This window comes from Oscillospiraceae bacterium CM (assembly GCA_022870705.1).
Classification (GTDB): Bacteria; Bacillota; Clostridia; order Oscillospirales; family Oscillospiraceae; genus Sporobacter.
In genome coordinates, this window is sequence record CP072107.1 from 1648341 (window position 1) to 1662099 (window position 13759).

Here is a 13759-nt window from a genome sequence, read left to right on the forward strand (position 1 = left end):
ACGATTTGTTGACAGCGTTATGTCATATTTTCTTCATATCTGCGGTACATAAATTCAAGCTCCGCCTTTATTTTCGCCCGGAGCACCGGCGGCTCCAGCACATCAATACACGACCCATACGAGAGCAGATACGACACGAGCCAGTCGCCGTCCGGCATCAGTGATTCGACAATGAGGCCGTTCTCCCCATCCGGCTTTATGGCACCGTGCGGGAACTCGTCAAAAATGCGGAAGGACACGGCATCATCCGCCCGAAGGCGGACAAGAATTTTTACATTTTGCGCAAGCATCGTTTCTGGTAACGCCCGTTCGGGCACCTCTCTATCAAATGTTTCATCCGACACCGTGAGTTCTTCTATGCGCGAGAGCTTGAAAAAGCGCGGTGCGCGGCGTTTCCTGCACCAGGCAAACAAATACCATGCCTGACCACGAAATACAAGCTTCAAGGGCTCTGCAACGCGCCGAGACGCGTACGCCTGCCCACCGTGATAGGTGAAGCTGAGAACGCGCCGTTCCAAAATGGCGCTTTTAATCAGGGCGAAATCGTCCTTGGCGATTTGACCCCAGCCCCAACCAGAAAAATCGACTTCGATCCAGTTTGCCGCCCGGCTGCCGAACAACGCCGAAAGCTTTTCTATGACAACACCCTCATGTCGGTTTGCTGCCGAGAGTGCCGCGAGCGCCGAAAGCACTTGTTCCTTCTCCTGTGCCGTCAGCACTGTCTTATCTAGTATAAAATCCGGCATCAGGCTGATCCCACCGTTTCGGCCTTTTTGCATATAAACGGGAATCCCCGCAGCGGAGAGTTCCTCAACATCACGATAAATCGTCCGGACGGAGACCTCAAAGCGTTCCGCGAGCGCCCGCGCGGTAACGTTTTGACGCTCTAATAGTAAATACGTTATTTCAAACAATCGGCTCATACGCATCATTTCGTACCGTCTTTATTCTCTGATGCGCGCATAGACGCACGAGTCGCCGAGGCGCCCGTTTTTATAAACGCTGTTTTTCAAAATACCCTCCAACGCAAAACCAGCCTTTTCGAGCACACGGCGAGAACCTGTATTCCACGCGAACGGTTCGGCAAAGATGCGTATAATATCCATGTTTTCAAACGCCGTTTGACACAGCTCACAAACGGCGCGCGTCATGATGCCCTGCCCCCAGAATGGTTCGCCAAGCCAGTAGCCGAGCTCGGCGGATTTCCGGTAGACGTCATCCTTTTTCAAAACGCCGATGCTGCCGACGGCCATACCGCCGACATCAATGGCAAGGATGCGCGTCACCGCAGGGTCATTTCGACGGCAGCTGGTGATAAAATCATGGGCGGCCGCCGCCGTATAGGGGCTTGGGAAAAAATCACGCAGGTTCACAGCAATTCTCGGGTTGTCGGCGTAAAAAACGAGGCTGTCGGCATCGTCAAAACGCCAGTCACGCAGGATAAAATCCATCAGCTCTCTCCCTTCGATCGCCGGTTTTCAAAGCGGCTAATTTTGAATACGGTTGCATTGAGACGGTTGCTATAACAACCATTATAAGCGAAAAAGCGTTGCTTGGCAGGGCTTTTTCGCTTTTTTATGAATTTTTTCGCCTTTTTTGCTTTTTTTCTGTGAATTATCGAGCTGCTTACCACTTTTACTCTTCAGAGAACTGAAAAAATGCCGAAAAACATAACAGTTGAATGTCTTGAAAAATCTGCTTGATTGGGAGAAGACAGATGAATATATTCCTGCTCCTTGGTCTTTTGATCGGCTTCGGCGGTGTGATTTATGGTTATATCGGCGATGAAGGCGTTTTATCGGCGCTTTTGAAGCCGACAGCGGCCAGCATCGTTTTCGGCGGCACAATCGGTTTTGTCCTGCTGTCTTTTCCGCTGACCTTTCTCAAGCAGTTGCCGAAAGCTTTGAAAATGATTTTATTTCGGAAAAAAAAGAATTATGCAGAGATTATCGACCTGCTTTATAGCCTTGCCAATGTCGCGCGGCGCGACGGCATTCTCGCCATGGAGGCCGAAGCGGAAAAAGTTAATGACCCGTTTATTAAAAAGGGCCTTTTATATGTTGCCGACGGCGTGGAGCCAGACTTTTTGAAGGAAGTCCTCGAAAACGAGATTGAGGCGAAAACACGTGAATTCGAACAGGCAGCCAAAGTGATGGAGGGTGCCGGTGGCGTCTCCCCGGCTATGGGCGTGCTCGGCACCGTTATGGGCATGGTCAGCATTCTGCGTGAAATGGGTGCCGACATGGAGGAGCTCGGGCATAAAATCGCCACGGCCTTCATCGCCACGATGTATGGTGTCGGCGCGGCAAACCTTCTATGGCTGCCGCTTGGGGCGCATATCAACAACTGCGCCGACGAGGACGCGGCGTACATGGGTCTTATTGTCACAGGTCTTCTCAGCATTCTTGAAGGCGAATACCCGGCGAGGATGCGCGACAATCTGATCGCATCGATCGGGGGACTTGAAGAAGGCAAGGGCAAATCAAAGCCACAGGACAAAAGTGCCTGACAGCCAAATGACGGGGGCAAGAAATGGCTAGAAACAACAATAAGCCCAAAAAGGATAATTCAGAGCGCTGGCTTGTCACATATGCTGACCTGATGAATTTGCTGCTGATTTTATTCATCATCCTGTTCGCCGCCAGCCAGATTGACAAGGCTAAGGCGGCTAAGGTCGCCCAATCCGTCCGCAGCGGCTTCGGATATCAGGAAAGTGGTGCTGACGCTTCAGCCAGTGACGGCTCTGCAGCATCTTCCCCCGGCAGCGACCAGTATTGGTCACCGGAAGGAATTGCTTATCAGCAGTTTTATGAGGATGTTATTAAGCTGATCCAGGAAAACAACCTCACCGATATGGTCGACGTTACGATGGACGACAGGGGCGTTGTCATATCCTTTAAAGACAATGTTCTTTATCCGAGCGGTCAAGCCAACCTGAGCGCCAAGTCGCTAGCGCTCATCGATAATATTGGCTCACTGCTCAATCATCTGACATATTCCTTTATCCTCGTCGAGGGCCACACCGACACCGACCCGATCCACACGGCGGAATACATCGACAACATGGATCTCAGCACCCAGCGTGCCACCAACGTTTGGCGGGAGCTGATTAAAATGGGGATATCGCCGACAAATACAGCGGCCATCGGCTACGGTGAATACAGGCCGATTGCCCCGAACGATACGGCAGCAAACAAGGCAAAAAACAGACGCGTCGTCATCACCATCCTCCGCAAAGAGGTTGCCGCATCTGACCAGACCGCTCTAGAAAACAGTAACGCCGCAACCCAGTCAGCCGCTTCGTAACGCTATTTTCACAATCCTAATAACAAAAGCGCCATGAGAGATCATCTCACGGCGCTTTTTCTGCTGATCGTTACGACAGCTCGAACAGCTGCTGTTTTTTGATATCGATATAATCGCTGCTGGCCAGCGCTTCCCCGCCGATCGTTGTGGTTACTTTCACGTAGATTCGAACGGAATAGACGTTATCGTCCGTCAGAACATTGTAAACACTGTCGGGTATGAAGAATTTATAGACAAAGCCGCCCTTGATTGATGTCACGTTTGCGCCGTTGGCGTAATACGTTGTGACGCCGGTAATTGCGCGGACTTTTTGCGTTTTATCGACATCGGGGTCAATCGTGCCGGTGTTGTCAGCAATGAAATACTGCACGGTGATCGTTTTGTTAGCGGTGTTGTTCGGGTCCGTAATTCTGTAGTAGAGGGCGCGCACCTCGTCTGATGCGCTGAGCTGGCCTTGCACCACAGTGGAATCCGCCCCACTTGGTTTGCCCTCATCAACGAGGACGGTGACAGCGGTCAAATCGCTTGTCCCGTTGGCATCCTTTTTGAAACTGACGGTTGGCTTCTGAGACGCCGAACGGTACGCCGCAATCATGGTGTTGACAAAGAGCTTGGCTTCGTTGACGTACTGTGGGCCGATGTTGGAGCCTGTATAAAGGCTTGAATCGGACGAGTGCCCGACGCCGGAGTAAGTGACATTGCCTTTGTTATAGATATAATAGGCGTTGGCGCAGTCATTCGGCACATCGTCATAATAATAATTTGAATCGTTTGTCGTACCGGACGACAGGCAATACCACACCACGATATCATCGGTGTTCATGTTGATCTGAAAATACTGCTCATGCGTATTGCCGATTTGCATATAAGACCCGCCGGAGGACGTGATACTGGTGTCGGTACCGCCGAAGGTCAGCGTGTTGACGTTATATGGATATGTCGTAATCTGACCTTGGTTGACCTGCGAAACTTTTGTCGTTTCACGGGTTGAATAGGTGTTTTTCGTATAGTTATATGTATTGCCGCTGCCTGCAAAGCGGATGATCGCATAGTTCGTGTATCCCTGAAATTCCGGGACGGTTGTTGACCGGCCGCTTTTCGGTGTGAAGGCAACGCTTCTGTTAGCGGCAAGCACGGTTGTGATATCCGCCCAAGGCATCGAGGATGACACATCAACAATGCTCTTAAGCGTTGAATTCGTGACGCCGTAGCGGTCAAGACCGACCGCGTCGCGGATGACGGTGTTAAAATAATAGCCCCAGTCGGTGATGCCGTTGGGCAGCGTTGAGAGTGTATAGGGATTGTCGGGGTCCACACTGTAGAGCGTTGTCTGCGGATAGGGTGCGCCGGTTGCCGGGTACCACGTTGCCCCGCTCAGGGTATACGTGTTTGTGCTCGGGTCATAAGAGCCGATAACGGTATAGGAATCCGGCGCGGCGTCATTAAACAGGCACATCATAATTTTGGAATACGATGTTTCTGTCATATTCTGATAGCTACTCCACGGTCTGTTGCCGTTGGAATAGGCATATGTCAGGTCGGAGCATGTGTATTTAACGCCGCTTGCAAATTTTGTAAAATTACCCGTCACAGAGGCATTCATGCGGTCTGTGTAATAGCCGGTGCCGTACCAGCCGCTGGTATCACTGCAATAGACATAGATGACGGGTGCTGTGCCGGTTGTGTTTTTAAAGTTATTGTAACTGGTTGGATTTGCGATAGCGGAATAGCTGGAGCCGGATAGAAGATAGATGTTATTATTGACGCGGGCGTTATAGTAGTCCTGCTCGTTTGCGGACGTGACGTTGGACGACATCATCACGACGTATGTTGGGCTATATTGCCGGATGTTGGACGGTGCCGTCGCGGACTGATCGCCGTACCAAAAGATATTGCCGTTGATGCTTTTGTATTCATGCGTTGATGTATTCCATAAAACGTCCGTTGCGTTCAACGTTTTCGTTGTGGGATTGGCGGAGATGGCCATCGGGTAGTTTGACGACGGTACCTGCGTGAGGGACGTTGTGTCATGCGTGAACAGGACGCTTTTCCCGCTTGAAATAAAGTCGACAATTGCTGAAGCGCTGTTCGACCCGATACCGTTATAACAGTCATTGAAGCCGATGACCAGCATATCATAGTCATTTAAAAAGCCAAGAATGGTGTCCGCGCTGCCCTTGGCCTCGAGTGTGTTTGTTTCAATAGTTGTGATATTGACGGCGAAATCATCAAGGTCGGCGATAAGCTTGCCATAAATCCCGGTATAGTAGCTGCCGTCCTCACCGCGCAGCTGCGGGTTCGTGCCGGAGGGGTTGACTGTAAGCTGCTGCTGCAGGTTCAGCTTCGACCCCGTCGTCCCCGCCTGCATAATCTGCAGCACTTTTACGGTTTGTTTGCTGCTGCCGGCTGCTATCCGCGTAAAGCCCTGCTGGGAGGCGTGAATCTGATCGGCACCGTTTTTGACAACCTCCAGCTTCCAGGGGATTATACCGACCGTACCGGTTGACATCTGGCGCGTAACACTGTAGGAGACGTTTGCCGACAGGGCGTAATACTCGTTGCCGCTTTCATCCGTCAGCGGGAGGATGAGGGCGGCGTCCGCCTGGCGGTGCACCTCAATATCACCGAGCTCTTCATTGGCGGCAAATCGGCCGTCTGCATTGAGGTCCATAAACAAGCGGCAGTCATACGTCGTTGTCACGGGCGTTGAATCGGTAATGTTATTGATTGTAAAGTCGTATCGGAGGTAGTAATAGCCATCATTCGGGTTGGGCGTCATTGTCTCTGTGCCGGTATAGTCAATCGGTTTCGTCGTTAGTGTGATAGACGGCTTGGAGACGTTTAAGTACTTGATGACGGTAGAGGTGTTATTGGCCGCGTCATCCTGTTTTAACACGTTGGCAAAGGCCCCGTAGACGCCTGATACGGCCTGATACATGTAGGAACTGTTGTCAACCTTGGCTGTATTGATAGCACCATTTGAGACAAAGCCGTTTGCGAGAATAAGAGGATAGCCTGCCTGCGCATATTTTTGCAGCGCCGTCACAGCTGTACTCGAAATATCGTTACCGGAAAAGCGGAAGAGATTGGCGTTCGTCCCCGTTCCGTTGTTGATGGCCTTCGTCCCGTTGACGAAGACGTAATCCTGCGCGCGGATACCGGCAAGCTCGATATTGCCGTAATATTTATCTCCGATGTTCGAATAGATCAGGCCGTTCATGGCAGTATCATTATACACCGTGTTGCCGCCGGATGTGTTGAGCGTCTCCGTTGACATACCGATATAGATCATGTCATACGTCTCGTTGATATCCGTGATTTTACCGGCGAATTCCGCTGTCGTCATATGATCAATGGTGATGCTCTCCGCCGGGAGCGTATTGTTGATCCATGCCCGCACTGTGTCTGTTGTCAGCCAGGACGAGGCAGTTACTTTCGCCGGTTCAAGGTCAAGCACGCGGATGGCCGTCTTCGCGTTCATGATCCGTCGGCCTTTATAGTTGATAATATGGCGCAGACTGGCCGAGACGGTGACGGTCTCCGGCAACAGCGTTGTTTGCCCGGCGAGCTGTCGGACGAAGTTTTCGTTCGTAATCTCCGCCAGGACAGCCGAAAAGCCACTTGAGACGACAGCCGATGCATATGCGGCGTTAAACAGCGGTGTTTCAAGCATCGTCACATTATCCGGATTGGCAAGTGCTGCCGTGTTAAAGGCGTCAAAACAGTAAACGTTGTTGTTGACAAAGGTTTTGTCTTGGTCGGCTGCGACATAAGTGAGCTTAGCCCAGACGGCCGCCCAGTTTGCCGTCAGCGTTGTCAGGCTTGTTGCCGACGTCTGATTAAAGCTTGTCTGCAGGCAGAGTAGACTCAGCTGCTGCATGCGGCTGAGCTGGGACAGCGGTGTGGACTGTGTCACCCCGCTAATCAGCGCGTAGTCAATGATAACAGGATACTGGCACGTCGTCGTTTCGCCGCTTGAATTTTGGCTGGCTGCATAATTGAAAATCTGGACGGCAACAGCGTCCGGGATATCGTTTGCTGCCGTATAGGTTGTGACGACGCCGCTTTGTGTGATATCCGTCCCCTTGGAGAGATAGATGAGCCCCGCCCCCGTGACATCTGCTGACGTCACGTCGCTGGCTTTCTTGACCGTCACGTTGATTGTCAGGGCTGAATAATTCATGGCGTCAAGGCCGAAGACCTGTTGCTTCATCAGATTGTTGCTCGTAAACCCCGCCTTATAATACACATCCGGGTAATAGACAGTATAGGAGCTGCTGCCCGACGCGGTGTAGGTATAGGTGCCGCCCGTGCCGACGTAGGAAAAGCCCGTGATCGTCCGCGAAAAATAGGAGGTGCCCGACGCTGTGACGAACCCGTCTTGGGGCGCGTCATCATTGTCGGTTGTATCGACGATCGCTTTGTAGTTGTTGGTGCCGGGCGCACCGGTCTGCGACGCTTCGACATAATAATACGTCTCACCGGCATCGAATCCGCCGCCGTCAACAATTTCTGAGACGGTTGCGATATAGTTGTACCGGCCTGTATCGGGATCCTGCTGATAAACAGCCGTTTTTGACCATTTTGCCCAGTCAAGGCTGAAATTTGTCGTTTTATCAAGTTCCGAGAAAACGGGGTTATAGTAGTAGTCACCGGCACCATATACCGGCGTCTCCGTGTACTCAAAACGCGCAATATTCTGGTTATACCCGCCACCGTTAGCAAGGCTGTAAAGATAGGCTGCCCTGTAGGGCCCACCCTCCTGCGGTGAAAATGTCCCGACCAGCGTTGTCGTCTCGGGGGTGTTCAGATGGAGAACCTGCCAGTTCTGCGGGTCGTTGACGGTATAGGCTTCCGTATAGAAGCTGTGATTGACGCCGTCATAATATGAATACTGCAGGGGCGCGGCATTCGTATTGCTCAAAACGCCTTTTGACTGCAGCCGCGTAAACAAAGTGTTAACATAATTACTTCGTTCGGCCGGGGTTGTCATACCGGCAAGCAGTGTCTTCCAGTTAGCTATGGGCTCCTGCCCGTCAACATAATACCCAATTGACGCCCCTGCCGTATCGGGGACGATTTCGAGAATCTTAAACGGCTGGTTCGCGGCGACAATTTCATCGATATGCTTTAAGGAGGCTGCGTCAACACTTGAGCGCGGGTCTAAAGACGCCAGCAGTGCCGCCAGCAGCAAAACTGTGACGGCAAAAACGGCGATCCTCCCCGCGCGTTTGTGTTTAACTGTAAGCATGACAAGCGCTCCTTTAACTCTGGCGACTGAAAACGGCTTAAAACGTGACAACTCTGGAGGCGACGATATTTCGGAAAGCGACGGTCTGGCTGCCGGTGTTCGATTTGTTCCCCAGCGCGTACGCAATGGTGACGGTGATCGATTTGTTGTCCGGCGCGATATCCGCCGTCAACGACGTGACATAGCTGGACATTGGCTGTGCGCTGCCTGTCAGCGCGTAAAGGCTAGGATCGTCCGTGTCAAGCGTCGTGATGCCTTCTGTTTTGTAAAACTGGAGCGTCTTAGAAGACGCGTCATGAGCAAATGCATAAACGGTATATGTCCCGTCGCTCTCGTGACTGATGAGATAGAGCCTGTCGCCCGCGGTGCTGACGGCGGCAAATTCATTGCAATCTATAATATAGTTTTCAAGCTGGCTCATCGTGTTCTGCGATTCATACTGGAGATTGATGTCGGACGAGACGGCGTTATATGTTACCGAGCCGTTTTGGATGATGAGCGTGATCATCACCAGAAGAATCCCCAATATGGCAAACGAGACGAGCATTTCAACGAGCGTAAAGCCCTTGCTGTTTCTTTTCATCGGAGAATCATCCTATCCCCTGTCATGAGAAAATAAATTTGCCGGTGTCGGCGCTGAACGTCAGCGTCTTACGGGTACCGGAGCTCTGGAAGATGATTGCGGTAATCGTATCGCTCTGGTTTGGCGGCGTATACGTCGCGCCGAACAGCGTCTGTGCGAGTGACCACGACTGGCCGAGTGTTTTAAAGCTGCCGTTGGACCTGTTAAAAGCGAGCACGACGCCCGTATTATCGAGCGGGATTTCGAGCGCCGTGTTGTTTGACGTCGTATAGAAAACGCTAACGGTTTTTTTCCCGACTTTATTGACGCTGCCGAGATCGTTCGTTTCATGAAGCAGGACAGCCGTTGATGACGCGGCGCCTTGTTCCCAGATGTCCATATAAATGCCGTCGCTTTTTGTGTACAGATGCAGGCAGACGTCACCCGTTTTGCTCATGGTGTCCACCTTCAGCTTTGAGATGCCCGCGTACACTTCCTTCGCCGTCTGGCGCATATCGAGGGCAAATATGGTGCTGATCGACATAAACACGATCGTCCCGGCGACAAGAATCATCGCCACAACGACGAGAACCTCGACGAGGGTATAGCCGCGGTTTTTCAAAGAAAGCGCCTCCCCGCTCGCCGTTTGTCTCTGCGCTCTATTCCGCATTTTTCCTCCAGTTGTAAAAGACGACGAGATTATTGAGATCCCACAAGGCCGCCGATTCGTCACCGGAACCCGTATCAGGTGTAGGGGTATCATCATCGTTGTTGGGCAGCTTGATATTTTCCTGATTAAGATATAAGTAATACCCTGTACCGTCCTTCGAAGACCGAAGTGCCTGAAGGGCGCTGCTGACGGCCGCGCTGTTGGCCGTCACGTTTGCCTGCAGTTCAACGGTGCCTCTGGCGATGATGAGCCCTGAAAAATCCCGATCGACGGTCACATTGCCCGTTGACAGAATGAGGTTTACCGTCCCGGGGGCCTGGCTGACATTGTAATTTGAAGCGTTTGTGACAATCACGCGGACATCACCGTCTTTTGAATACGTCGTCGTGCCCGAAACAGCGGCCATTTGGGTTTCGTCAAGATAATATTCAAAGGGGGATGCTTCACCGCCGCCGGGTACCGATTTCGACAGCGTCACGCACAGATTTTCAAAGCTGCCGGGCAGCTCGCTGATGGGTGTCGACGAGAAGGCCGTTCTGTTAAGCACCTGCGCAAGACCCGCATTGAAGGTATACGCTTCGCCACTGATGTTTTTTATCGCATTGTCCATCAGGGTAATGCCGTTAGTATACACAGCCGTATATTTCCCCAGTGCCGTACTATTGGCGGCGTAGTAATCCTTAAAATAGGCGTTTGCCCGCTCAACCGACGGGAACCTGATGCAAAAATACACGAGTGTGACCGTGTTGCCGCCTTGGCCAATCAGTTTTCGGATGCATTGGATATCGGTTGCCGCCACGCCATAGGTGCTCAGCGAGTTGCCGTTTGGAAATATCGGCTGTGTGACGCTGACATAGCTTTGCAGTGTCGCGTTGCCGGGATCGGTCTGAATTTGATACGGATTGGTGATGCCGGCCGTGAGACAGGCAGCCGGGACGAGGTAGACAAGCTGGTCGCTTTTGACGGATATCGACTGCCCCATTAAAACATTGTCCGACGTATAATCAACAAAGCTGTGCCCGGCCAGTGTGAGGACGGAGAGCGCGGACATGTCAAGCAGCGTATGCTTGCCGTTTATAACAATGGCGCTGCTCTCGTCGGGGTTGGATGATGAGCTGCCGTATCCATAGTAGCGCCCGGAGAGGATAGCCTCGGTGCCGTCCCCGTGAAGATTTAAATCGTTGGCAATATAGGCGTTACCGTAGGTACGGATGATGCCGCCCGTGTCAAGGTCGATATCCCGCGCCCACAGCGATGAGTTGACGTTGAAGTTGACGGCGGCGCTGTTTTGAATCGTAACGGTTCCGGCACAGACGAAGTTTGACGCGTTACGGATGCTCAGCGTGTTGCCATTATTGCTTGTGTTCAAAGCCCCCGCATAGACGCTGCCGGTCAATGACAGCGCGCCGGACGATGTCGTCTGCTGGAGCGCCGTCTCGGCGATTACCGCGAAATTCGGCAGGGAAGCAAGTGCAAGCTGTGACGGCTGGAATGCCGTCGGCGGCATTTCGATGCGGATATCCGTTGTAACGGATGAAACATATCCGTTGACAGAGCTGTATGTCACAGTGAGGTCTTTAAACGTCACGCTCGTGACCCAGCCGTCAGCGCTTTGCGTTGTCATCACGGTTCCGGTAAGCGTTACCCGTGTTTTTTCTGTCACATAGCTTAAAAACGCTTCCGGATCATACAGAGAAAACGAATCATCCGGCAGTGCCAGCGTCTCTTTCAGGCTGTTGAGATATGCCGTTTGAAACGTCGTTTTCCGCTGCGTCTCATCTGTTGAGTTGTAATTGACGAGAACCTCGGTATACGCGTCTGAGATGGCCTCCGACACAGCGCCCTGAATGCCCGTTCTGATCTCATTTGCGGCAGCCTCGGCGTCGTAATAGACGGCCTTTCCCTCGCGGTCAAGCTTTTTCATCTGCATATTAACGAGCGACATGTATAAAAGAATTGCCGCCAAAATGATGACAAACGCCATCGTGACGAGGACGGAAATGATGGCAGAGCCTCTGTTATCACAAAGAAGCCTTCTGATTTTAACGATGTTTATCATACTGCCTCCTGCCATCATATCAGCTGCCAGCGTCGACGGACGTGTCAAACGTCATGAGCGGATTGTTAAAATCGTCGCCATGTCTGTAGAGCGTGACGGTGAGCTTGTAAATCCTGTTCGGAATGGTCGTATTGACAAGTTTGACGCTGAAATCTTTGCTTTGAAAAAGGCTGTCCTGATATGTTGAGCCAAAGAGATGGCCCGCGTAATAGCGAAACGTCAGTGGTGCCGTTGTATTGTCACGGTTAAAATAGATGCTGCCGTTTGGAATCGGGAGATTGTGCGCATCAAGCTTTTCGGTATCATACGTCTCTTTCAGATTGATCTGCGGCAGATACGTTAGATTGGATTGACCTTGCTTGATCAGAAAGAAGCTGACGGTCAGATTGCCCCTGTTTTCAATATTGAAGACATCCGATGTATGCAGGGGGTAGAAGAAGAAATAAACGCCGTTACTCGGTGTAAAGCTGCCGTTATAAAAGGAATACGTACTGCTTGCCGTATATGTTTTACCCTGATACACCAATTCATATCGATACTGCGCCGTGCAGGAAACGGTTGAGCCGTCTCCGCCGACCGGCGCTATCGTGATTGTCACCGTTCTTTTCATCAGACTGATGACATCGTCGTCCGTCAGATTGTAGCCGTCTGACGTCAATTGAAAAACCATGTCGGCTGCGGCGACACCGTCGGGGTCCTCAACACCGCTGTTAGGCTGTTTGAAAATAATATCCATCGATTTGTAATGGACGATCTCCGTGTTATTTAAAGAGGTGTCGCCGTCCTTGTACGTTGTGGCGTCCAGCGTTACCATGGCGTCGTACATCTGGCCACCGGCTGCAATACCGGTAAAACCCGCGTGATAGACGTCCGTATCCTCGTACGAGGAGAGGTCCGTGACGGGGGCAAATGAGCCGTCTTCATTCGTCGTATAGAGGCCGGAAGACGACGCAAGGGCCGTGAGGGCCGGCGTCCCTGATTTCAAATCGTTGAGAACAGATGTAACCCCGGCAGCTTTGACCGATTCGGCCACGTTCTGCGCCGCAACCGTCTGGCTGCGCAGGCGGTTGGCCCTAGCTGACGTTGACGACGTTGTGACGAAAGCCGTTAAAAGCGGGACGGCGATGATGCCGAGAATGGTGATGCCGATTAAGAGCTCCAGGAGCGAAAAGCCCGCGCTGCCCAATCTTCTTTTCATTCCGGCACCTCCCCTCGTCAAAAAAAACGCACTCAGCTGCCCATCAAAACGCTTTTGCCGATGTTGTTGAACGGGATGTCAATCTTGTGGTCGTCTATGCCGCGGCCGGTGATATAGTATTTGTTCAGCTTTAACGTGCCAAGAATAAGGCCGGACGAGCTGTCAAAATTCAGGGTGAGGCTGTCGAGCGTTGTTTTATCTTTTTGCATATAAATTGATTTTAAAAGATTTTTTAGCTTGCTGTAATTCATCGAGGCGCTCACCGTGGACGAGAGGACGTATGCTGTCAGCTCTTTTTTTGTCACCGGCAGTGTGTTGTATGTCGTATCCGTTACACCGGCCAGTTTCGTCACAACAGCCGGTTCTTCAAACGACAACGCTGTGACCTTGACGCCGAGATAATTGTCCATATTCGACGCGAGCATGATAAAGTCCTCCGGCTGCTCCATGCTGTAATAATGGCTGAGCAGCGCGTCAACGTCTGCCTTGTCATTGTCAAGCTTCGTTTTCAGGACAGATAGCTGACTATTATAGCCGTTTAAAGTGTTTAACTGCTTTTTGAGCGCATCATTTTCGGCATTCAGCTTTTCGGTTTTCCCAGAAAAGTTCAGATAGACGAAGAAGTAGCTGGCCACCAGCAGCAGTAAGCCCACGCAGATCAGAAGAAGTTTCATCGTTTTTTTCGGAATGCTCATATCCCTCGCCCCCTTTCG

General features: G+C 51.6%; 10 protein-coding genes. 2 read left to right on the forward strand and 8 right to left on the reverse strand.

The genetic code is table 11. The annotated features are described in order from the left end of the window. Positions 1–17 precede the first annotated feature (17 nt). The gene (locus tag IZU99_08100) at positions 18–932 is read right to left on the reverse strand and encodes a YafY family transcriptional regulator (protein UOO37214.1); all 915 of its coding nucleotides are present in this window, start codon (positions 930–932) and stop codon (positions 18–20) included. Between the two features lie 12 nt (positions 933–944). Further along, positions 945–1451 (reverse strand): GNAT family N-acetyltransferase, encoded by a 507-nt coding sequence (locus IZU99_08105; GenBank protein UOO37215.1) that lies wholly within the window; start codon positions 1449–1451, stop codon positions 945–947. A 266-nt stretch (positions 1452–1717) separates the two neighbouring features. Between IZU99_08105 and IZU99_08110 the strand changes: the two genes are divergently transcribed. After that, positions 1718–2509: a MotA/TolQ/ExbB proton channel family protein gene (locus IZU99_08110; GenBank protein ID UOO37216.1), complete on the forward strand. Its 792-nt coding sequence runs from the start codon at positions 1718–1720 to the stop codon at positions 2507–2509. Between the two features lie 23 nt (positions 2510–2532). After that, positions 2533–3306 carry an OmpA family protein gene (locus IZU99_08115; GenBank protein ID UOO37217.1) on the forward strand — a complete coding sequence of 258 codons (774 nt, stop codon included), beginning with the start codon at positions 2533–2535 and terminating at the stop codon, positions 3304–3306. Positions 3307–3376: 70 nt separating this feature from the next. On the opposite strand, the gene IZU99_08120 is transcribed toward IZU99_08115, so the two are convergent. Genes IZU99_08120 through IZU99_08145 form a run of 6 tightly spaced genes read right to left on the reverse strand, consistent with a single transcriptional unit; the run spans position 3377 to position 13741 of the window. Next, a complete protein-coding gene (locus IZU99_08120; protein ID UOO37218.1) occupies positions 3377–8557 on the reverse strand; it encodes a DUF5057 domain-containing protein in 5181 nt (1726 codons plus the stop codon). 37 nt (positions 8558–8594) lie between these two features. Continuing rightward, the gene (locus tag IZU99_08125; GenBank protein ID UOO37219.1) at positions 8595–9140 is read right to left on the reverse strand and encodes a prepilin-type N-terminal cleavage/methylation domain-containing protein; all 546 of its coding nucleotides are present in this window, start codon (positions 9138–9140) and stop codon (positions 8595–8597) included. A 22-nt stretch (positions 9141–9162) separates the two neighbouring features. Next, positions 9163–9741, reverse strand: coding sequence for a type II secretion system protein (locus IZU99_08130; GenBank protein UOO37220.1), 579 nt, complete (start codon positions 9739–9741; stop codon positions 9163–9165). 37 nt (positions 9742–9778) lie between these two features. Further along, on the reverse strand, positions 9779–11848 hold the full coding sequence (locus IZU99_08135) for a hypothetical protein (protein ID UOO37221.1): 2070 nt from the start codon (positions 11846–11848) through the stop codon (positions 9779–9781). 19 nt (positions 11849–11867) lie between these two features. Then, positions 11868–13046 carry a prepilin-type N-terminal cleavage/methylation domain-containing protein gene (locus tag IZU99_08140; protein UOO37222.1) on the reverse strand — a complete coding sequence of 393 codons (1179 nt, stop codon included), beginning with the start codon at positions 13044–13046 and terminating at the stop codon, positions 11868–11870. A gap of 32 nt (positions 13047–13078) precedes the next feature. Continuing rightward, positions 13079–13741, reverse strand: a complete 663-nt coding sequence (locus IZU99_08145) for a hypothetical protein (protein ID UOO37223.1) — start codon at positions 13739–13741, stop codon at positions 13079–13081. Between the last annotated feature and the right edge of the window lie 18 nt (positions 13742–13759).

Bases quoted from the DNA above. Each gene is read 5' to 3' on its own strand.
- IZU99_08100 (UOO37214.1), bottom strand. From the start codon at position 932: ATGATGCGTATGAGCCGATTGTTTGAAATAACGTATTTACTATTAGAG.
- IZU99_08105 (UOO37215.1), bottom strand. From the start codon at position 1,451: ATGGATTTTATCCTGCGTGACTGGCGTTTTGACGATGCCGACAGCCTC.
- IZU99_08110 (UOO37216.1), top strand. From the start codon at position 1,718: ATGAATATATTCCTGCTCCTTGGTCTTTTGATCGGCTTCGGCGGTGTG.
- IZU99_08115 (UOO37217.1), top strand. From the start codon at position 2,533: ATGGCTAGAAACAACAATAAGCCCAAAAAGGATAATTCAGAGCGCTGG.
- IZU99_08120 (UOO37218.1), bottom strand. From the start codon at position 8,557: ATGCTTACAGTTAAACACAAACGCGCGGGGAGGATCGCCGTTTTTGCC.
- IZU99_08125 (UOO37219.1), bottom strand. From the start codon at position 9,140: ATGAAAAGAAACAGCAAGGGCTTTACGCTCGTTGAAATGCTCGTCTCG.
- IZU99_08135 (UOO37221.1), bottom strand. From the start codon at position 11,848: ATGATAAACATCGTTAAAATCAGAAGGCTTCTTTGTGATAACAGAGGC.
- IZU99_08140 (UOO37222.1), bottom strand. From the start codon at position 13,046: ATGAAAAGAAGATTGGGCAGCGCGGGCTTTTCGCTCCTGGAGCTCTTA.
- IZU99_08145 (UOO37223.1), bottom strand. From the start codon at position 13,741: ATGAGCATTCCGAAAAAAACGATGAAACTTCTTCTGATCTGCGTGGGC.